Source organism: Streptomyces sp. NPDC026092, from assembly GCF_040638605.1.
Taxonomy (GTDB): domain Bacteria; phylum Actinomycetota; class Actinomycetes; order Streptomycetales; family Streptomycetaceae; genus Streptomyces.
Map to the genome: position 1 here is coordinate 20,135 of NZ_JBEZYN010000038.1, position 19,896 is coordinate 40,030.

A 19,896-nucleotide genomic window follows, 5' to 3' on the forward strand; every position below is an offset into this window, starting at 1 on the left:
CCGCACGACGGGAAGCGGGCGCGGGTGCAGGAATCTGCACGACGGGAACGGGTGTCGGTGAACACACAACACCGGACGCTAGAAGAAATACTCTTCGCACCCTCACGGTGAATCAATGCGGTTCACCGGGAATTGACGTTCAGTGGGGCGTCTTCTGACCATCGGCCCGGCGCAGCACCGAGGCGACCAGGGCGGCGGTGAGCAGGACCACTCCGATGGACACCAGGGCGGTCGTGTGGAAGGCCTCGACGAAGGCGGAACGGGTGACGTCCAGGAGGTCCGCGCTCCACGCCTGGTCCGGTTCCCGGTGCGCGGCGTCCACCGCGCCTCCCAGGGTGTCGCGCGCTGCCGACGCGGCGGCGTCCGGGGTGCCGGCGGGCACGGTGTCGGCGACCCCGAGACGGTAGGCGGCGTTGAAGACGCTGCCGAGGATCGCCAGGCCGAAGGCGCCGCCGAGTTCCGTGCTGGTCTCCTGGATCGCGGACACCTCTCCGGCCCGCTCGGGCGGACCCGAGCCGACGAGGATGTCCGCGCTCAGCACGCCGGGGGCGGCGAGCCCGAAGGCGAAGACGCAGGTGCCCGTCAGCACCGTGCCGAGGGAGTCGGGCCCCTCGACCTGGGTGATGACGACGAAGCCGATCGCGGCGACGACGAAGGAGACGCTCATCAGGACGGCCGGCCGGAACGTCCGCACGAGCCGCTGGACGAGCATGACGGCGACGATCGACGCGAGGGTGCTGGGGATCATCCACAGACCTGCCTTCAGGGGCGACAGGCCGAGCACGAGCTGGAGGTACTGGGCGACGAGGAAGTTGCTGCCCATCATGACCAGGGAGCAGACGGTCATGGCCGTCAGCGCGGTGGCGAAGGTGCGGTTGCGGAACAGGCCGATGTCCAGGAGCGGTTCGGCCAGGCGCTTCTGGCGTCGTACGAAGGTCACGCTGAGCACGATCCCGGCCACCAGGGCGGCGGAGGCCGCGGCGGTGAAGCCGTGCGAGGCGACGGTCTTGACGGCGTAGACCACGCCGAGGACGGCGAGCAGTGACAGCAGCGCGCTGGCCAGGTCGAGCTTTCCGGCGTTCTCGTTGCGGTACTCGGGCAGGACGATCGGGCCGACGACCATCAGGAGCGCCATCACGGGCAGGGCGAGCAGGAACACCGAACCCCACCAGAACCATTCGAGCAGCACGCCGCCGACGGGCGGACCGAGCATGGCTCCGACCATGAAGCTGGTGATCCACACACCGATCGCCACCGAGCGCTGACGGTCGTCGAGGAACATGTTGCGGATCAGCGACAGCGTCGACGGCATCAGCGTGGAGGCGGCGACGCCGAGCAGCGCACGGGTCGCGACCAGCATGCCGGGACCGGTGGACAGGGCGGCGAGCACCGAGGCCGCGGCGAAGGCGACGGCACCGATCAGGAGCAGCCGGCGACGGCCCACGCGGTCGCCGAGCGTTCCCATGGTGATGAGGAATCCGGCGAGCGTGAACCCGTAGATGTCGGTGATCCACAGCAGTTCGGGGCCGCTGGGCCGCAGCTCGCTGCTGATGGTGGGGATGGCCAGGTGCAGCACGGTGAGGTCCATGGACAGCAGCACCGTGGGCAGTGCCAGGACCACCAGGCCGATCCATTCGCGTCGGCCGGCGCGGGGCGGGGCCGTGATGCTCATGAACGTGTTCTCGCTTTCGGGGCGTGGGCGTCAGGGCGTCGGGCCGCGCAGGGCGGCCGGGTCGGGTGGGAGGTCCCGTGCCGTCGGGGCGGTGACCTCGACGACGGTGTACTGGCCTTCTCTGACGAGGCTCGTACCGTCCCGTGCGCTCTTCATCCAGTCGACGACGACGTACCGTCCCTGGCGCAGGGGCAGCCGCAGCACCGAGGAGGAACCCGCGTGCACCGGCAGGCTCCCGGTCCCCCGGTTCAGCTCGAAGGGCGCCTGGCCGTCGGGAAACTGTCCGTGGTCGCCGAAGGAGTCGAACCAGGTCTTCAGGGCGCGGTCGGTGACACCGTCGTCGAGGCGGAAGAAGACGGCCTCCGCAGGCTGTCCCGGCGACATGGCGTTGGTGAAGCGCAGCGGCCGCCCTTCGGTCGGCGTGCCGCGCAGGACGAAGCGGGGCCGGCCGTCGACCTCCCGGGCGGTGAGCGTCGCTGTGGGCTCCGGCTCCTCGCCCGCGGCGGGACCCTCGACGCGCAGGACATGCGGCGTCGCCGTCGGATCGTCGAGCCGGGCGTAGTCGAAGAACCAGTAGGTGCCGGGCCCGAGTCGAGCGGTGAAGGAGGCGGCGAGGCCGGGATGCACCACCGTGCCGCCGAGCAGCTCCGCCGTGGCGTGCAGTTCGGCGGAGCCCGCGACGATGTCCGGGCCGTGGGTGCTGACCGTACGCCGCAGGGCCGACCGGACCGTCTCCCAGGCGGCGTCCTGGCGCGGCCGGGCCAGTCCGATCCAGCCCCCGTCCGGGTCGGTGGTGGCCACGTCGAAGGTGACCCGGCCCGCCGCCGCCCTGCTCGGGGCGGTGAGTGCGCCGCCCGCGCCCGTCGTCACCCGCAGCGTGCGGCCGTCCTGGGCCGCGGGCGCGGCCGGGGACGAGGTGACCGGTGCGTGGTCGGCGGCGTGGACGGCCGGCGCCTGCACCGTGCAGACGAGCAGCACGGTGGCGGTGAGCGCCCACCACACGGCCGGCTGTCGCTTCCGGATCACGCGGGCGCCCCCGTCTCGTTCTCCCGGCCCTCGGGCACGAAGAAGCCCACCAAGGGCTGGGGGAAGATCCCGGCCGCCGCGGCCGAGCGGGTGAAGCCCTCGCAGAGCTCGGTCAGCCGGGCCACGCCCCGCGCGCCCAGGTGCTCGTACGGGGCCCGGTCCCGGCGGTCGGTCTCGTCCTCGATCGCGGCGCGCAGCTCCTCACCACGGTCGGTGAGGGTGCCGTCCGCCGTCATCAGCCCGCGGCCACGCAGCCGGTCCTCGCTCGCGCTCCAGTCCTCCGGGGTCCAGCCGCGCTTGGTCATCACCATCTCGCGGGGCATGCCGGCGGCGCTCGCGCAGTGCGAGACGAGGGCTTCGAGACCGTCGAGTCCGGCGTCGGCCAGGGCGGCGATGTGGCTGTCGCCCCGGTGTTCGCGCAGCAGGGTGGCCGCGTACCAGAGCGCCAGGTGCGGCTCCGGGGGGACGGGCCGGTCGGCGAGGGCGGCGAACATCGGCCGTGCCTCGTGGCGCCCCGCGGCCGCGGCCGTCAGAGCGAGCCCGGCCGCCTCGCGCACCGGCTCCGCGGCGAGGGCACCGGCCCCCAGGGCCTGCCGCAGGGTGGCGTCGGCGGCGCCCAGGCGTTCCTCCCACGCCTGGGCGGGCGAGATCCGCTCCCAGGCCGCGGGGAGGTGCTGGGCGACCATGGCGTGCTTGAAGCTGTAGAACACCGCGGTGACCAGGCCGGGGCCGGCGGCGCCGAGGGCCGCGGCCCGGCCCACCAGGTAGGCGCCCATGTCGTCGGTGATGCCGTACGGGGCGAGCGCCTTGGGGAGGTCAGGGGTGAAGTAGACAGTGGAGTGCAGGCTGTTGAGCGCCTCCTGACAGCGCCTCACGGCCTGCGCGGACGGCGGGTCGGGGGTCAGCATCGTGGGTCGGCTCCTTCGGGGTCGTACGGGTCGGGGTGGGGCTCAGGAGAGTTGGGCCGGCGACACCCCGTCGGTCCAGACCACGTGGAAGGTCCAGCGCGAAAACCGCCATCCGTCCGGGGTGCGCACGGTCTCGCCCTCGTAGTAGCCGCCGATCTTGAACAGCGCCCCCGGGTCGACGGGGGCCCGCTCGCGGACCTCCCGCGGGTGGATATGGACGGCGATCATCTGGAAGCGGACGGCGGCGCGGTCGCCGTCGAGCTCGATGAGGTGGTTCGAGCTGAGGTGATGGGTGGCCGTGAAGTTCTGCTTGGCCCGGTGGTGGAACTCCGCGAGGCCGGCGAGGCCTTGGTGTCCGCCGATGGGGAAGTCGAGCCGGCAGTCCGCGGTGAAGAACGAGCGCGGCCAGGTCTCGTCGAAGCCGTTCCTGTCCTGCTCGTCGAGGATCACGGTGTAGCGGTCGATGAGCTCCGAGATCGCCGCCCGATCGGCCCACCGGGACAGCTGCCGGGCCGTGGGGTCGATGGGGTCGGCCGGTGTCGACGTCATGGTTCGTTCCTGCTCTCCGCCCGGTGGTTCCGCGTACGCCTGGTGCCCTGTCGGCATGCTCCGAAGACAGGGCACCGGATGCTGCGACACAGCTTCTTCGGCGTAAGTCCGCAGTTCAACGGGCTTGTACTCGAATTGACATGGGGTGCACCCGGCTCTGACATACGAGACCGAAAGGCGCCGCCGCAGCAGCCGGAACGCCCTACGGCCGGTGCCAGGTGCGTGGGTCGGGGAACCCCGACCGGCGCTCGGGTCTGCTCCATCCCGCGGTGGTCGGTCCGGGTCCGGCCGGGCCCGTGTCCTCGCCCGGCGAGGCCATCCGGGTGAGCAACAGGGCGGTCAGCACGGCCAGTTCCTCGGCGCTGGGGCTGCCCTTCACCACACGCAGCAGGGGGCCGGTCCTGGTCTCTGGCACGGTCTGGTTGTCGGGCATGTCCGCTCCTCCATTCCGACGGGCCGGCGCCGTGGTGGCGGGCCGGTTCACTGCGGCGGGTTGCCGTGCTTGCGGGTGGGCAGGTCGGCGTGTTTGGCGCGGAGCATGTCGAGCGAGCGGATCAGGACCGCGCGGGTGTCGCGCGGGTCGATGACGTCGTCGATCAGGCCGCGCTCCGCCGCGTAGTACGGGTGCATCAGCTCGTCCTTGTACTCGGCGATGCGCTCCCGGCGGACGGCCTCCGGATCCTCGGCCGCGTTGATCTCGCGCCGGAACACCACGTTCGCCGCACCCTCCGCACCCATCACCGCGATCTCGTTGATGGGCCAGGCCAGGGCGAGGTCGGCGCCGATGGAGCGGGAGTCCATCACGATGTACGCGCCGCCGTACGCCTTGCGCAGCACGAGCGAGATCCGCGGCACGGTCGCGTTGCAGTACGCGTACAGCAGCTTGGCGCCGCGCCGGATGATGCCGTTGTGCTCCTGGTCGACGCCCGGCAGGAATCCCGGCACGTCGACGAGAGTGACCAGCGGGATGTTGAAGGCGTCGCAGAACTGGACGAAGCGCGCGCCCTTCTCCGAGGCCTCGATGTCGAGCACTCCCGCCATCGAGGCCGGCTGATTGGCGACGATGCCGACGACATGGCCGTCCAGGCGGCTCAGGGCGCACACGATGTTGGTGGCCCAGGCCGGGTGGACCTCGAAGAACTCCCCGTCGTCGACGAGCTCCTCGATCACCTTGCGGATGTCGTACGCCTGCCCCGCACCGGCAGGAACGAGGTCGAGCAGGGAGTCGTTGAGCCGGTCGACCGGGTCGCCTGAGTGCTCCACGGGCGCGAGCTCACGGTTGTTGGCGGGCAGCAGGGAGAGCAGGTAACGCACGTCGTCGATGCACGCCTCCTCGTCGTCGTACGCGAAGTGCGCGACGCCCGACGTCGCGGAGTGCACATCGGCGCCGCCGAGGCCGTTCTGAGTGATCTCCTCACCGGTGACCGCCTTGACGACGTCCGGTCCCGTGATGAACATCTGCGAGGTCTCGCGCACCATGAACACGAAATCGGTGAGCGCCGGTGAGTAGGCCGCGCCGCCGGCGCACGGGCCGAGCATGACCGAGATCTGCGGGATGACGCCCGAGGACCTGGTGTTGCGCTGGAAGATCCCGCCGTAACCGGCGAGCGCGGTGACGCCTTCCTGGATCCGGGCGCCGGCGCCGTCGTTCAGGGAGACCAGCGGGGCACCCGCCGCCTCGGCGAGGTCCTGGATCTTGTGGATCTTCTGGGCGTGCGCCTCGCCGAGCGCCCCGCCGAAGATGCGGAAGTCATGGGCGTAGACGAAGACCGTGCGGCCGTGGACACTCCCCCAGCCGGTGACCACGCCGTCGCTGAACGGCTTCTTGTCCTCCAGGCCGAAGCCGGTCGCGCGGTGCCTGCGCAGCGGCTCCACCTCGTTGAAGGAGCCCTTGTCGAGGAGCAGGGAGATCCGCTCGTGCGCGGTCAACTTCCCTTTGGCGTGCTGGCGTTCGGTGGCCGCCGGGTCGGGGCCGAGCCGCGCCGCGGCCTTGATCTCGGTCAGCTCCGATATGCGGTCGAGGATCGTCTCGTCCGGTGCGGGCATGCGGGGCCCACCCTCTCTGTGATCGGTGGTGGTCGGTCGTCGGTGTGAGGTGTTCAACTGGCGAGCACCGGCGCGGCGCCCAGCCAGTGCTCGGGCAGGCTGCGCACGGTGGCGGTGGCGGGTGCGGGGCCCTTGACCGCGGCGGCGGCGGAGTGGGTCGCGTCGCAGGGGATGTCCACCAGCGTCCAGCCCTGGGGGTGGCGCCGGGCGTCCGCGCCGAGGTAGTCCTCGGTCGAGGGGCGGCTGAGACCGGTGCCGATGCCCTTGAGGAAGGCTTCCTTGCGCGTCCAGATCCGGCCGAATCGGGCCGTGCGCTCCGCGCCCTGGACATCGGCCAGTTCGTCGCGTTCGCCGGGGTGCAGCGCCCGGCCGCAGACCTCGACCGTCTCCTGGCGGGGCAGCTTCTCCACGTCCACGCCGACCGGTACGGCGGCCACGCCCACCAGGGCGAGCCCGGCGCTGTGCGACAGCGAGAAGTGCAGCGAACGCGGGGCGACGGCCGGTCTGCCGTGGGCCCCGCCGCATCCGGGGCAGGGCTCGCGGACGAACCGTACGTCCTGCGGCGGGGTGTCGGTGTAGCGCCCGAGCAGCCGGCGCAGGGCGACATGGGCGGCGGCGTACAGCAGGCCGTCGGCGGGGCGGATGAACGAGTCGGCCCGGTGGCGCTCCACGGGATCGAGCTCCGAGGTGTCGAGTCCGCCGGCGTCCGGTCCTTCGGGGCGGCGGATCAGCCACAGGTCGAGCCGCCCCTCGGTCACGGTGAACTCCGCAGGTCTCAGCGCACGGTGAGCTTCCGTCATGCCGGGACCGCCGATGCCTCGCGGTGCGGCGTACGGGCGCCGCCGAGCTGACCGGCGAGGCAGTCGATCAGTTCGGCGGCGCTGTTGGCGAGGAGCAGCATCTGCAGGTTCAGTTCGACGCGCAGGGCGTCCTCGAGCCGGTACTGGAGTTCGAGTCCGGCGATGGACCCGATGCCGAGGCTGTTCATCGGCCGGCCCGTGGTGTCGACGAGGTCCGGGGCGATGCCCAGGATCCGGCCGAGCTCCTGGCGTACGTAGGTGTCGAGCATCCCGGTGCGCTCGTCGGGTGTCGCGGCGGCCAGGGCCGCGAGGTCGGGGACGCTCGCCACGGTGTCGGCCGGGCGGGGCCCGGCGTACGAGGTCGCTGTCATGGTCTTTCCCTGGGTGGTCGGTGTCGGTGTCGGCGGGACGGGGGTGCCGCGTCCGGGGCCCGTGGGGCTCGTGGGGCTCGTCGGGGCAGGAGGCCGTGGAGGGCGACGGCCAGGCCGGCCAGTGCGACGGCCGTGACCAGCGCGAGGGCCGGGCCGCGGCCCGCCGGGTACAGCGCGGCGCAGAGCACGGTCGTCAGGGCCGCGGCCAGTTGGACCGCGGTCTGGTAGAAGCTGCCGGCGACCGCCCGCAGCGGCTCCGGCACCGAACCGGTGGCCTGGACGTGGAAGGCGGTGAAGGCGAGCACGAACGCGATGCCGACGAGCAGCATCGTGGGCAGCACATCGGTGGCGTACCGGACGCCGGCGCCCTCGCGCGGGTAGAGCAGATAGCCGAGCGGTGCGGCGGCCGCGCCCGCCGCGATCAGCCGGGCGGGCCCGAGGCGGGCGACGAACCGCCCCGAGTACAGGGCGGTGAGGGCGAGCGGGGCCGCGGCCGGCAGGAAGGCGAGACCGGTCCGCCAGGGGCCGTAGCCGGCCTGCTGCTGCAGGTGCAGGGTGCTCACCAACAGCAGCCCCAGATAGGAGCCGTTGAGGGCGCCGGCGCCGAGCGCGGAGCGCAGCAGAGCGGGCTGTCGGAGCAACTCCCCTGCTAGCAGAGGCTGTTCCGCTGTGCGCTCGACGCGTACGAAGACCAGGGCGAGCAGCGCCGCGAGCAGCAGGGCGCCGAGGGTGAGGGGGTGGGTCCAGCCGAAGGCGGGGCCTGCCGCGATCCCGGCCACCGCGAGCAGCGTCGCCGCCGTAAGGCTGAGGGCGCCCTTGGCGTCGTACCTCCGTGGGGCCTTCGGGTCCGGTGTGTCGCGTGGGATCAGTCGCCGCGCGAAGGCGAAGAGCAGCAGCGCGACCGGGGCCGGGAAGGCAAAGGTCCACCGCCAACTCGCCTCGGTGAGCGCCCCGGAGAGGAGCAGACCCACCGAGAATCCGCTGGCGCCGAAGAGCGAGTAGACCGACAGGGCCCGGCCGCGTGCGGGTCCCTCGGGGAAGACGGACACGATGATGGCGAGACCGGTGGGGGCGGTCAGCGCGGCACAGAAGCCCTTAACGAACCGAGTGGCGACGAGCAGGGCGGCGTGGTCCGCGAGTGCGCCGACGAGTGAGGCGGCGGCGAAGACGAGCAGCGCCGCCAGGTAGACGGGGCGTCGGCCCAGGATCGCCACGAGCCGGCCGCCGAAGAGCAGCAGCGCCCCGAATCCGGCGGCGAACCCGGAGACCACCCACTGGAGTTGGTGCGGGGCGAGCCCCAGGTCCGCGCCGATGGCGGGCAGCGCCACCAGGGCGACGGACACCTCGAGGGCGTCGATGAGCATGTTGGCGGCGAGGACGAACAGCAGACCCCACAGGGCCGGGCTCCACCGTCCGTCGGCTCCATCGGGAGCGGCGGACGCCTCGGCCCGCGGGGGCGTCGGGCGTTTCATGGTCGGTCTCCCCCTCGGAGTCGGTGACGGTGGCTGTTCCGGACGGCGGAACGGTGCCGGCCGCGAGCCCAGGGGACTCGCGGCCGGCCGCGCCGACGCACGGGGGACGTGGCGTCGGCGGTCTCGGGGCCCGGCGGATCAGCCGAGCAGGGTGCCGCCGGTGGCGTCGACGAAGGAGCCGGTGATCCAGCGGGCCTCGTCGGTGGCGAGGAAGGCCACCACGTCGGCGACGTCCTCCGGCTCGCCGACCCGGTTGAAGGCGGACAGCTGCGCCATCTGCTCCACCGCCTCGGGGATGCCGAAGACGGGGTTGTCGTTGCGGGTGATCCCGGGCGCCACGGAGTTGACGGTGATGCGCCGCGGGCCCAGGTACTTCGCGAAGTGCAGGGCGAGTTGGTCGACGGCGCCCTTGGTCATGGCGTACGCGATCTCGTCCGGGTTCGCGAACCGGGTGAGTCCTGAGGTGATGTTGATGATGCGACCGCCGTCGGGCATGTTCTTCAGCGCGCGCTGGATGAGGAAGAACGGGGCCTTGGCGTTGACCGCGAAGAGCTCGTCGAACTTCTCCGGGGTGGTGTCCTCGGGCTTGAGGCCGCCCATGACACCGGCGTTGTTGACGAGGATGTCCAGGTCCGTGGCGCCGGTGCGCTCGCGCAGGCCGCTCTCCAGACCGAGGAAGAGCTCGTGCACGTCGCCCGGGACACCGAGTTCGGCGCGGACGGTGAAGGCCCGGCCGCCGTCCTTCTCGATCTCCCCGACGACCTCGTCGGCCGCGTCCTTGCGCGCGGTGTAGTGGACCGCGACGAGCGCGCCCTCCTGGGCGAGGCGGAGCGCGGTCGCCCGGCCCATGCCCCGGCTGGAGCCGGTGACCAGCGCGGTCTTGCCCGTGAGCCTGTTCATGTGTGTTCTCCACTTCTTCGCCGTCGCTGTGGCCGACGAGTTGTTGTTCGCCCTCGCTGCGGTGGCCGGCGCCGCGGTCGACGGCGCCGCCGGGGCGGGGCGGGATGCCGGCGCCGATGCGGCGGCGGGCGCCGGGAACCAGCGGCGCAGCGCCTGCTCCAGGTCCGTGCCGGGGGTGTCGGCCCAGACGACGTGTCCGTCCGGCCGCACCAGGAGCGCTCCGGCCTCCGGGACCGCGCCCCCGGAGCACGAGCCGGCGGTCACGATCCGCACCCGGTCCGCCCAGGGGGCGGCGGCGGAGCGCAGCGCCGCGTGCCGGGCCTCGTCGCCGGGCAGCAGGAGCAGGACGCCCCGCCCGGGGCGCAGCGTCGCCGTGCTCGTGACGGCGCCCTCGTCCGTGGTGAGCCGCCAGTGCGGCAACCGGCGGCCGAGCAGGGAGTGTTCGCCCGGTCCGACCTCGTAGCGGATGTCGAGGCCCGAGATCGCCCCGGCCAGGTGGGCGCGGACGTTCTCGCTCTCCGTGGCCAGTTCGGCGACGACCTGCCGGACCGGCTCGACCTCTTTGGAGCCGAGGAGCAGCAGCGCCTGGGTCCTGATGTTGCTGAGCACCTTCTCGCCGACGGCGTGCCGTTCGGCGTGATAGCTGTCGAGCAGTCCGTCCGGGTCGCGCCCGGTCAGGTGCGCGGCCAGTTTCCAGCCGAGGTTGACGGCGTCCTGCAGGCCGAGGTTGAGGGCCTGGCCGCCGATCGGCATCTGCTGGTGGGCCGCGTCCCCGGCGAGGAGGAACCGGCCGTCGCGGTAGCTCTCCGCCTGCCGGGAGGCGTCTCCGAAGGAGTTCACCCACAGCGGGGTGCCGCCGCCGATGTCCTCCCCCGTGACGCGCTTCCAGGTGTCGACGACGTCCTCGAACCGCGGCTGGGTGGAGCGTGGCCGCGCGCCGAACTCGTGGACCATCACCCGGGTCACTCCGTCGGGACGCCGGGCGGCGATCGCGAGCCCGCCGTCGAGCCGTTCGAAGCGGCGGCCCGGGATGTCGATGCCCGCCACGTCGGCGCGCAGCAGTTCGCGTTCCGCGTCGGCTCCGGGGAAGCCGAAGCCGCCCAGGCGGCGTACGACGCTGTGCTCGCCGTCGCAGCCGACGACGTACCTGGCGCGGAAGCGCGGCGTCGTCCCCTCCGCGGTGCGCGCCTCGGCCTCGACGTGGTCGCGGGTCGCGGTCAGGGCGGTGACCTCGTGGCCGCGTCGGATGTCCGCGCCGAGGTCCTTCGCCCACTGTCCGAGCAGCTCCTCCATGCGGGTCTGCTGGACCTTCCACTGGCCCGGGTAGGGGCTGGGAAGCGTGAGGTCGAGGGGGATGCCCCCGAAGTGGCCCATCGGCTCGTTCGGTATCTCGCCGAGCGGCGCGAGCAGGCCACGGCTGTCGAGGATCTCCATGGTGCGGGCGTGCAGGGTGGAGGCCCGCGACTCGGTGGTCGGCGCGGTGAGCTGTTCGAGGACCACCACGTCCGCGCCGGCGAGCCGGAGCTCGCCCGCGAGGAACAGTCCGACGGGGCCCGCGCCGACCACGACCACCTGGGTCTCGGTGTAGTCCCCGGTCATGGTCAGGCCCGGGCTTCCGCGTAGTCCTTGGCATGGCCGAGGGTGGCCCGGCTGTTGGTGGAGAGCGCGCTGCGCACGTACTCCTTGGCGTCCTCGACGGTCGCGTCGGCGCCGAGGATCCGCGTGATGTTCGCGGTGTTGAGGGTGACGGTGTGCTGCGAGGAGGCGGCGACGCCCTCGTCGTCCTCGGTGAACGTCCAGTAGCCGGTGTGCAGGGTCATCAGCGCCGGCAGGGTCACCTGCTTGTAGGCGATCTTCTCGTGCGGGAAGGTCACCCGGTACGACTTGGTGGTGTGCACCGAGCCGTCCTTGGCGCGGGTCTCCATCTCCAGCTCCTGGAGGCCCGGGGAGGGCTCCTCGAAGCGGACGGCGGCGACGTGCGGCAGCCGCTCGGGCCAGGCCTGCGCCTCGTTGACGAAGTCGTAGACGTCCTTGGCGGAGCCGTCGACGCGGATCGTGTCCTCGAAGGAGAAGGTGAGGTCCTCGGCGGCGTGCGCGGCCTCCAGGTTCTCCTTCAGCGCGGCGAGCTCGGAGCGGGAGTTGCGGTCGACGGCCTCGTCGATCCACGCCAGGCTCTTCGGGTCGTCGTCGACGGCCCGGTAGTCGTGCAGGAGCCGGACCCGGGACTCGCCCTCGGAGAGCGGCTCGATGATCCACGTACCGCCCATGGCGGCGACCGGGGGTGCGGAGACTTCCTGCCGGAAGGTGATCCGCAGCCGCTCGGGGTCAAGGGTGCGACGCGAGGTCCAGTTCTTGGCCTCGCCGTTGGCGGTGGCCCAGATGTGGATGCGCTCGGCGCCCTCGCCCTGCGCCTCGCGGGCGACGTGGATGGTCGGCGGGAAGATCCGCGGCCAGTTCTGCACCTCTGCGATCAGCCGGTACACGGCGGTGGCCGGGGCCGCGACCGCTATCTCGTGCTCCACCTCGCGCAGGCCGGGCTGCGACATGCTGTACTCCTCGGTTTCAGGGTCGGATTCGGGTGGTGGGCCGGGCGGAACACGCGTGTCCGGCCCGGCCGTTCGGCTCAGAAGTTGCCGAGCCCACCGCAGACGTTGAGGGCCTGCGAGGTGATGGAGGCGGCGGTGTCGGAGGCGAGATAGCCGACCAGGCCCGCGACCTCCTCGGGGGTCGAGTAGCGGCCCAGCGGGATCTTCGCCTGGAACTTCTCGAGGATCGCCTCCTCGGTGGCGTCGTACGCCGCCGCGTAGCCCTGGCGGACCCGCTGCGCCATCGGCGTCTCGACATACCCCGGGCAGACCGCGTTCACGGTGATGCCGGTGGGGGCGAGTTCGTTGCCGAGGGCCTTGGTGAAGCCCACGACACCGTGCTTGGAGGCCGAGTAGGGGGCGCCGAGGACGACGCCCTGCTTGCCCGCGGTGGAGGCGATGTTGATGACGCGACCGCGGTCCTTGGCGCGCATGCCCCCGGTGGTGAGCACCTCGCGGGTCAGCCGGAAGACGCTGTTGAGGTTGGTGTCGATGACATCGGCCCACAGTTCGTCGGTGATGTCCGCGGTGACTCCGCCGCCGCTGCGGCCGGCGTTGTTGACCAGCACGTCGACGGTGCCGAAGCGGTCGACCGCGGCCTGTACGAAGGCGCGGGCGTCCTCCGTGGAGCGCACGTCGAGAGTGGTGCCGTCGACGTCGAGGCCCTCCTCCTGAAGCTCCTTCACGGTGGCGACGACGTTCTCCGCGGTGCGGGCGCCGATGAACACCCGGTGGTTCTGGGCGGCCAGGAGCCGGACGACGGCGAGGCCGATTCCACTGGTGCCGCCCGTGACCAGGGCGACCCTCTTGTCCTGCTGCGACATGTCGTTGTTCTCCATCAACAAAAGGGACGTGGTGGTGCACGGCCGCCGCGCCGGGGAGCGGCGCGGCGGCCGTGACGAAGGGGCGGTACGGGGCCCGGTGCGGGCCCTGGACCGTCCGTCAGGAGGCGACGGGCTCCTTGAGGTGGCTGTTGATCGCGTCCACCAGGGACCGCGGGGTGCGGTTGTCGGTGAAGACCTCGTCGTCGAGGGATATGCCGTACTCGCGCTCGATGCGGCCACCGGTCTCCAGGAGCGCCAGGGACTCGTAGCCCAGCTCCTCGAAGTCGGTGTCGAGGATGTCGCCGTCGAGGTCGACACCCTCCTCCGCGCCCGCGGCCTCCAGGAGGATGCGCTTGAGGTCCGCGATGGTGAATTCCTTGGTGGACATAAGGGTCCCTTTCTGGGATTCCGTACCCCCGTTGGGTGCGGAGCGGTGAGGTACCGCCGCCGGTGGGCCGGCGGGCCGGCAGGGGAGGTCAGTCGACCGCGCGGACGACGACGGCGGAGTTGAAGCCGCCGACACCGCGCGCGAGCACGAGGGCGGTGCACACCGACGCGGTACGCGGCTGACCGGTCACCAGGTCGAGGTCGTACTCGGGCGACAGCTCGACGTTGGTGGTCGGCGGGATCAGGCCCTCGCGCATCGCCAGGACGGCGGAGACCACGTCGACCGGTGCGGCGCCGGAGTAGAGGCGGCCGATCATCGTCTTGGGCGCGGTGACCGGAACCCCGGAAGGCCCGAAGACGGCGGTGATCGCGTCGGCCTCCTGGCGGTCCAGGTCCCGGCTGCCCGCGGCGTCGGCGAAGACCACGTCGATGTCACCGGCCGCGACACCGGCGTCGGCGAGGGCCACCTCGATGGCGTGCCGCAGCCCCGGCTCCCGGTCGCTGCCGGGCTTCGGGTCGAAGGTGGCGCCGTAGCCCGCGACCTCGCCGTAGATCTTCTCGGCGCCCCGCTCGCGGGCGGTCCGCTCGTCCTCGAGGATCAGCAGCGCACCGCCCTCGCCCGGCACGTAGCCGTTCGCGGCCGCGTCGAAGGGCAGGTAGGCGCGCTCGGGCCGCTCGCTCCGGGAGATCCGGCCGCCGGCGAGCTGCGCGACCCAGCCCCAGGGGCAGATCGAGGCGTCGAAGCCGCCGGAGAAGATCAGCTTGCTGCCTTTGCGGATCTGCCGGCGCGCCTGGGCGATGGCGTCGAGGCCACCGGCGTGGTCGCTGACGACCACCCCGCTGGGGCCCTTCATGCCGTTCCGGATGGAGATCTGGCCGCTGTTGACGGCGTAGAACCAGGCGAAGGACTGGTACGCGCTGACGTACTGGCTGCCCTGGCTCCACAGCTTCTTCAGCTCGTTCTGGCCGAACTCGAAGCCGCCCGAGGTGGAGGCGGTGACCACGCCCATGTCGTACTCGGGGATGTTGCCCGGCTCGACGCCCGCGTCCTCGAAGGCGCAGTCGGCCGCGACCAGGGCGAGCTGGGTCATCCGGTCGGTCTGCGGGATCAGCCGGCTCGGCAGATGGTTCCCGACCTCGAACCCGCGGATCTCACCGGCCAGTCGGGACGGGTACGACGACGGGTCGAAGCGGGTGATCGGCCCGATGGCGTTCTTGCCGACCCTGGTGGCGGCCCAGAACTCGTCCACGCCGAGCCCGTTGGGCGTGGCGACGCCGATTCCGGTGATGACCGTCCTGGTGCTCATGCCGCGCTCCTCTCGGGACGGGCCAGCACCATCGCGCTCTGGAACCCACCGAATCCGCTGCCCACGGTCAGCACCGCGTCGGTGCGGTGTTCGCGCGCGGTGAGCGGCACATAGTCGAGATCGCATTCGGGATCGGGGGTGTGCAGGTTCGCGGTGGGCGGCACGACGTGGTTCTCCATGGCGAGCACCGAGGCGGCGATCTCGATCGAGCCGATCGCGCCGAGCGAGTGGCCCACCATCGACTTGATGGAGCTGACCGGTGTGCGGTACGCGTGGTCGCCGAGGCTCAGCTTGAACGCGGCGGTCTCGTGCCGGTCGTTCTGCTTGGTGCCGGAGCCGTGCGCGTTGATGTAGTCGATCTGCTCGGGGTTCATCCGCGCCTCGGCGAGGGCGGTGTCGATGGCCTCGGACATCTCACGCCCGTCGGGGCGCAGTCCGGTCATGTGGAAGGCGTTGCAGCGCGAGGCGTAGCCGGCGATCTCGGCGTAGATGTGCGCGCCGCGCCTCCTGGCGTTCTCGTACTCCTCCAGGACGAAGACCGCGGACCCCTCGCCGAGGACGAAGCCGTTGCGGGTCCCGTCGAAGGGCCGCGAGGCGTGCTCGGGGTCGTCGTTGCGCGGTGTGGTGGCCTTGATCGCGTCGAAGCACGCCATGGTGATCGGCGAGATCGGGGCGTCCGTCGCACCGGCGATCATCACGTCCGCGGTCCCCTCGCGGATCAGCTCGACGGCGTGGCCGACCGAGTCGATGCCGGAGGTGCAGCCGGTGGAGACCACGGTGGCCGGGCCTTCGGCGCCGACCGCCCACGCCACCTCCGCGGAGAAGGAGCTGGGCACGAAGTGGTTGTACAGGTGCTGCGGCGCGTAGGTGTGGTCGACCAGGTCGAGCCTGCCGTTGTCGCTGACCACGCGGTACTCGTTGTCGAGCCCGGTGGTGGCGCCGACGGCGCTGCCGATGGTGACGCCGGTGCGGTACGGGTCGTAGCCGGCGAGGTCGAGCCCGCTGTCGGCGAGCGCCTCGCGGGCGGTGACCACGCCGAACTGGGCGGCGCGGTCCATGCGACGGATCTCCTGCGGAGTCAGCCCGTGCAGTTCGGGGTCGAAGTCGGCCTCGGCCGCGACCCTGGAGCGGAACGAGGAGGGGTCGAAGAAGGTGATCCCCCGGGTCGCCGTGCGTCCCTCGCTCAGCAGACTCCAGAAGTTCTTGGCGCCGATACCACCCGGCGCGAGCACTCCCACTCCTGTGATGACTACGCGTCGGCCCACTGGTCGTGGCCTCCCATCGTGTCGGCGGAGGACGGCGTCATCGCGCGGCCGTCCAGTCGTAGAAGCGCGTGGCCATCGCGTCGGCCGGCGAACGCCAGGTCGCGGGGTCGTACGCCTCGATGAACGGCTTGAGGTCCTCGCTGATCCGCACGAACCGCGGGTCGGTCTTGGCCTCCTCGATCAGCTCGCCACCGTTCTCGCCGTCGAAGTCCTGCAGGTGGAAGTACAGGCCTCGGTACGAGAACAGCTGACGGCGCCGGGTGCCCATGCGGTGCGGCATCTCGGACCCGTCGAAGTCGGCGAACAGCTTGGCGACTTGGGCGCTGGACTCGACGTCCATCCGCGCCACGATCAGGGTGCTGTGCATCTCTTCTCTCTTTCTGGGGTGAGCGGGCCGGTCCGTGGTCCGGGGCTCAGCCGTTGAGGGGTGCGCCGAACCAGCGCTCCAGCGCCATCGGCAGGTCGTGGTGGCTGCCGGGTGCGGCCCAGGCGACGTGGCCGTCGGGGCGGATCAGTACGGCCGTGGTGCCCCGCAGCCCGCTGGTCGCGGTGACCGGGCCGGGCTCCGCGGTGACGACGTCGACCCGGTCGGACCAGGCCGCGGCACGGGCCCGCAGGCGGGGGTTGTCGGTGAGGTCGAGCAGGACACCGCGGGCGGAGTGCAGGAGCGCTGTGCTCGTCGTCCGCCGGGTCGCGGTGGTGAGCTCCAGGTTCGGCATCCGCCTGCCGAGCAGGGGGTGGCTGCCGCCGCCGACGTCGTACGTGATCTCCAGACCGCTCACCATGGCCGCGAGGTGCTGGGCGACCTCGTCGTACCGGATGAGTTCGGTCAGCACGTCGCGCAGCGGCTGCACCTCGGGGCCGCTCAGGAAGAGGAGGCCCTGCGCCTGGGTGTTCATCAGCAGCCGTTTGCCGACAGCGTGCCGCTCGCTGTGGTACGTGTCCAGGAGCGCTTCGGGGGCGGTCCCGTTGACGACGGCGCCGAGCTTCCAGCCGAGGTTGACGGCGTCCTGGATGCTGGTGTTCATGCCCTGCCCGCCGGCCGGCAGGTGGATGTGCGCCGAGTCGCCGGCCAGGATCACCCGGCCGCGACGGTACTCGGTGACCTGGCGGGCCGCGTCGCCGAAGGCGCTGACCCAGACCGGCTCGGCGTGCGAGATGTCGTCGCCGGTGAGTCGCTTCCAGGCGTCGGCGACCTCGTGCCAGGTCGGCGGGGTCTCGCGGCGCTGCGGCGGGGTGCCGCGCTCGCAGACGATGATGCGGGTGATGCCGCCGGGCAGCGGGCCGACCATGACCATGCCGCCGGGCAGCGTCTCGCCGATCATGCGGGGCTGCAGTTCTATGCCCTTGATGTCGGCGAGGAACATCTCCATCGTCGCTGAGGTACCGGGGAAGTCGAAGCCGGCGGCTTTGCGGACCATGCTGCGTCCGCCGTCGCAGCCCACCAAGTAGTGGGCGCGCAGGGTGTGTTCGCCGTCCGGGCCGCGCACCTCGACGGTCACCCCGGAGCCGTCGTCGGTCAGCGAGAGCACTTCGTGGCCGCGCCGGATGTCGGCGCCCAGACTGGTCGCCCACTGCTCCAGGTGGGTCTCGGTCGCCGACTGGGGCACGCTCTTCGCGGCCTGCCAGGCGCCTTCGAGCACACCGAAGTCGATCGGCAGTCCGCCGAAGTGCCCCTGGTTGCTGGTCTCGACCTCGCCGAACCGGGACAGGATGTCCCGTTGGTCGAAGACCTCCATCGTGCGTGCGGTGAAGCCGAGGCCCCGGGACTCCCTCGTACGCTCCGGGAGACGCTCCAGGACGACGACATCGACGCCCGCGAGCCGCAGTTCGCCCGCCAGCATCATTCCGGCGGGGCCCGCGCCCACGACAATGACGGCAGCGTCCATGTACCTCTCCTTGGCGTTCGGTGGAAATTCCTTCGAGGTGCAGCTCAAGACAGAACTGCGGAAGCTAGTAAGAAGCTTCTTCGGCCGGGAAACGAAAGACAAGAGCCGTATGTTCACGTCTCCGTGAGGTTCCGTCAGGCAGGTGTGCGAATGGAAGGCGGAGTCCAGAGAACCTACAGAGGCATGCAAAGTCGGCCCCTGACAGGGGGTTTCCGTCAGATTCTCAGCAGCATGCGCGGCCTGCTTCAAATGCATGTCAGAGCTTCAACAGAACATGCCCTGTCCGGTTGCCCTTCCAGGACGCACGCAATTACGTTTCCGGTCCTGGATTCCATGACGAGTTGGGGGCTTCGGTGAACCGGGAATCGATCCGTACGGGCATGGTGGCCACGAGGTGCGCGGGCGTGGGATGCCGGCACCGGGAGGCCGCCGGACATGCACGGCGCCTCGCGGTGTCGGGCACGATGCTGTGCCTGTCGTGCCGGGACCGGCTGGTGAGGGAGCTGCGACGGCTGCCCGCGCTGTACGAGGAGTGCGCGCGGCGGCTCGACATCAGCGCGGACCGCGAGCGGGACCGGGTCTCCGGAGGCCCGTTGCCCGGCCTTCCGCTCAACACGGCGGCCATGGAGGCGCGTTCCGCGATCGTCTCGGTGCTGTCCTCCTGGTCCGCCGCGGTCTCCCAGGAACGGGGGGTCGCCGCGCCCCGACGCGCGGTCGAGCGGCTCGCCGAGTTTCTGCTGCGGCACTCCGGCTGGCTCGCCGCGCACGCGGCCGCGGGCGAGTTCTCCCAGGAGGTGGCCCGGTTGGCGCGCGGCGCCACGCGGGTGATCGATCTGGGCCCGAGCAGGCGTCTTGCCATCGGGGGCTGCGTGGAGGACGGATGCCCGGGCCGGCTCACGGCGTCGGTCCGTCCGGAGCAGCCCGGCGTCCCGGCCGAGATCACCTGCGACGCCTCGGCCGAGCACCGCTGGTTCGGCCACGAGTGGCTGCAGTTGAGCCGTCTGATGAGCGGGCGGAAGGGTCCGGCCGGGACGGCGGACGGCGGTACGGCCGAGGCGTCGGCGGACGGGCTCCCTGAAGCGGACTCGGCGGTCAGGACCCGCTGGTTCAGCGCGGCCGACGTCGCCCGGCTGTGGAACATTCCGTCGGGTACGGTCTACCGCCACGCGAGCCAGCAGCAGTGGCGCCGCCGCACCAAGCAGGGCCGTACGTACTACCACGACGCGGACGTCCACAAGACGCTGAGCGCTCTGCGCCGTACCGCCTGAATTCCTTCCGCACACCGCCCGGCCGTGGCCGTCCCAGGTGAAGACACCGGGACGGAGACGGCCGGGCGCTCCTATTTCCCGGGTCCCTTCCCATCGGTTTCCGTAGGGTTACGGAATACAGTCGGCCACCCCGGTTCCTTTCTCCGGGGCGGCCGAACAGGGGAATTGTCGGGCGTCAGTCCTTGATTTCGCAGATCGCGGCGCCGGACGTGAGGGAGGCGCCGACCTCGGCTCCGAGGTCCTTGATGATGCCGGCCTTGTGCGCATTCAGGGGCTGTTCCATCTTCATGGCTTCGAGAACGACGATCAGGTCGCCTTCCTTGACCTCCTGGCCTTCTTCTACGGCCACCTTGACGATGGTGCCCTGCATCGGAGAGGCGAGGGTGTCGCCGGAAGCTGTCGGGCCCGACTTCTTCGCGGCCCGTCGCTTCGGCCGGGCGCCGGGCGCCCCACCGGTGCGGGCGGGCATGGCCAGCGATTCCGGCAGAGAGACCTCGACGCGCTTGCCTCCGACCTCGACCACGACCGTGCTGCGGCCGGTCTCGTCCTCGTCGGCTTCGGTGCCGGCGGGGGCGAAGGGCTTGATCTGGTTGTCGAACTCGGTCTCGATCCAGCGGGTGTGGACCG

The 19,896-nt window shown here is 71.6% G+C and carries 19 protein-coding genes; 1 reads left to right on the forward strand and 18 read right to left on the reverse strand.

Going from position 1 to position 19,896, the window contains the following annotated elements:
* Positions 1-139 precede the first annotated feature (139 nt).
* The 17 genes from AB0F56_RS35400 to AB0F56_RS35480 all read right to left on the reverse strand — a co-directional run bounded on the left by AB0F56_RS35400 (position 140) and on the right by AB0F56_RS35480 (position 18,001).
* Entirely contained in the window at positions 140-1,672 is a 1,533-nt protein-coding gene (locus tag AB0F56_RS35400) for an MFS transporter (RefSeq protein WP_362017363.1), read from the reverse strand.
* 30 nt (positions 1,673-1,702) lie between these two features.
* Positions 1,703-2,698: a hypothetical protein gene (locus AB0F56_RS35405; protein WP_362017365.1), complete on the reverse strand. Its 996-nt coding sequence runs from the start codon at positions 2,696-2,698 to the stop codon at positions 1,703-1,705.
* Positions 2,695-3,606 carry a hypothetical protein gene (locus AB0F56_RS35410; protein ID WP_362017367.1) on the reverse strand — a complete coding sequence of 304 codons (912 nt, stop codon included), beginning with the start codon at positions 3,604-3,606 and terminating at the stop codon, positions 2,695-2,697. Before AB0F56_RS35410 ends, AB0F56_RS35405 begins: the two co-directional genes overlap by 4 nt.
* Positions 3,607-3,648: 42 nt before the next feature.
* Positions 3,649-4,155: a nuclear transport factor 2 family protein gene (locus AB0F56_RS35415; protein WP_362017369.1), complete on the reverse strand. Its 507-nt coding sequence runs from the start codon at positions 4,153-4,155 to the stop codon at positions 3,649-3,651.
* A 202-nt stretch (positions 4,156-4,357) separates the two neighbouring features.
* Positions 4,358-4,588, reverse strand: coding sequence for an acyl-CoA carboxylase epsilon subunit (locus AB0F56_RS35420; RefSeq protein ID WP_362017371.1), 231 nt, complete (start codon positions 4,586-4,588; stop codon positions 4,358-4,360).
* A gap of 47 nt (positions 4,589-4,635) precedes the next feature.
* Positions 4,636-6,201 carry an acyl-CoA carboxylase subunit beta gene (locus AB0F56_RS35425; RefSeq protein ID WP_362017372.1) on the reverse strand — a complete coding sequence of 522 codons (1,566 nt, stop codon included), beginning with the start codon at positions 6,199-6,201 and terminating at the stop codon, positions 4,636-4,638.
* Between the two features lie 53 nt (positions 6,202-6,254).
* Entirely contained in the window at positions 6,255-7,001 is a 747-nt protein-coding gene (locus AB0F56_RS35430; protein ID WP_362017374.1) for a 4'-phosphopantetheinyl transferase superfamily protein, read from the reverse strand.
* Positions 6,998-7,372 (reverse strand): acyl carrier protein, encoded by a 375-nt coding sequence (locus AB0F56_RS35435; protein WP_362017376.1) that lies wholly within the window; start codon positions 7,370-7,372, stop codon positions 6,998-7,000. The genes AB0F56_RS35430 and AB0F56_RS35435 overlap by 4 nt, the downstream gene beginning before the upstream one ends.
* The gene (locus tag AB0F56_RS35440) at positions 7,369-8,844 is read right to left on the reverse strand and encodes an MFS transporter (RefSeq protein WP_362017378.1); all 1,476 of its coding nucleotides are present in this window, start codon (positions 8,842-8,844) and stop codon (positions 7,369-7,371) included. Before AB0F56_RS35440 ends, AB0F56_RS35435 begins: the two co-directional genes overlap by 4 nt.
* 138 nt (positions 8,845-8,982) lie before the next feature.
* Entirely contained in the window at positions 8,983-11,343 is a 2,361-nt protein-coding gene (locus AB0F56_RS35445) for an SDR family oxidoreductase (protein WP_362017380.1), read from the reverse strand.
* A 2-nt stretch (positions 11,344-11,345) separates the two neighbouring features.
* Positions 11,346-12,290: an aromatase/cyclase gene (locus AB0F56_RS35450; RefSeq protein ID WP_362017382.1), complete on the reverse strand. Its 945-nt coding sequence runs from the start codon at positions 12,288-12,290 to the stop codon at positions 11,346-11,348.
* 77 nt (positions 12,291-12,367) lie between these two features.
* Entirely contained in the window at positions 12,368-13,153 is a 786-nt protein-coding gene (fabG, locus tag AB0F56_RS35455) for a 3-oxoacyl-ACP reductase FabG (RefSeq protein WP_362017398.1), read from the reverse strand.
* A 118-nt stretch (positions 13,154-13,271) separates the two neighbouring features.
* A complete protein-coding gene (locus AB0F56_RS35460; RefSeq protein WP_362017384.1) occupies positions 13,272-13,541 on the reverse strand; it encodes an acyl carrier protein in 270 nt (89 codons plus the stop codon).
* An 88-nt stretch (positions 13,542-13,629) separates the two neighbouring features.
* Positions 13,630-14,847, reverse strand: a complete 1,218-nt coding sequence (locus AB0F56_RS35465; RefSeq protein WP_362017386.1) for a ketosynthase chain-length factor — start codon at positions 14,845-14,847, stop codon at positions 13,630-13,632.
* Positions 14,844-16,112: a beta-ketoacyl-[acyl-carrier-protein] synthase family protein gene (locus AB0F56_RS35470; protein WP_362017388.1), complete on the reverse strand. Its 1,269-nt coding sequence runs from the start codon at positions 16,110-16,112 to the stop codon at positions 14,844-14,846. Before AB0F56_RS35470 ends, AB0F56_RS35465 begins: the two co-directional genes overlap by 4 nt.
* A 37-nt stretch (positions 16,113-16,149) precedes the next feature.
* Entirely contained in the window at positions 16,150-16,479 is a 330-nt protein-coding gene (locus tag AB0F56_RS35475; protein WP_362017390.1) for a TcmI family type II polyketide cyclase, read from the reverse strand.
* 46 nt (positions 16,480-16,525) lie between these two features.
* On the reverse strand, positions 16,526-18,001 hold the full coding sequence (locus AB0F56_RS35480) for an FAD-dependent monooxygenase (protein ID WP_362017392.1): 1,476 nt from the start codon (positions 17,999-18,001) through the stop codon (positions 16,526-16,528).
* Between the two features lie 353 nt (positions 18,002-18,354).
* Between AB0F56_RS35480 and AB0F56_RS35485 the strand changes: the two genes are divergently transcribed.
* Complete coding sequence (locus tag AB0F56_RS35485; RefSeq protein WP_362017394.1) at positions 18,355-19,269, forward strand: hypothetical protein; 915 nt, start codon at positions 18,355-18,357, stop codon at positions 19,267-19,269.
* Positions 19,270-19,444: 175 nt separating this feature from the next.
* On the opposite strand, the gene AB0F56_RS35490 is transcribed toward AB0F56_RS35485, so the two are convergent.
* Positions 19,445-19,896 (reverse strand): biotin/lipoyl-containing protein (locus tag AB0F56_RS35490; RefSeq protein WP_362017396.1); only part of this gene is annotated, 452 nt, incomplete at its 5' end.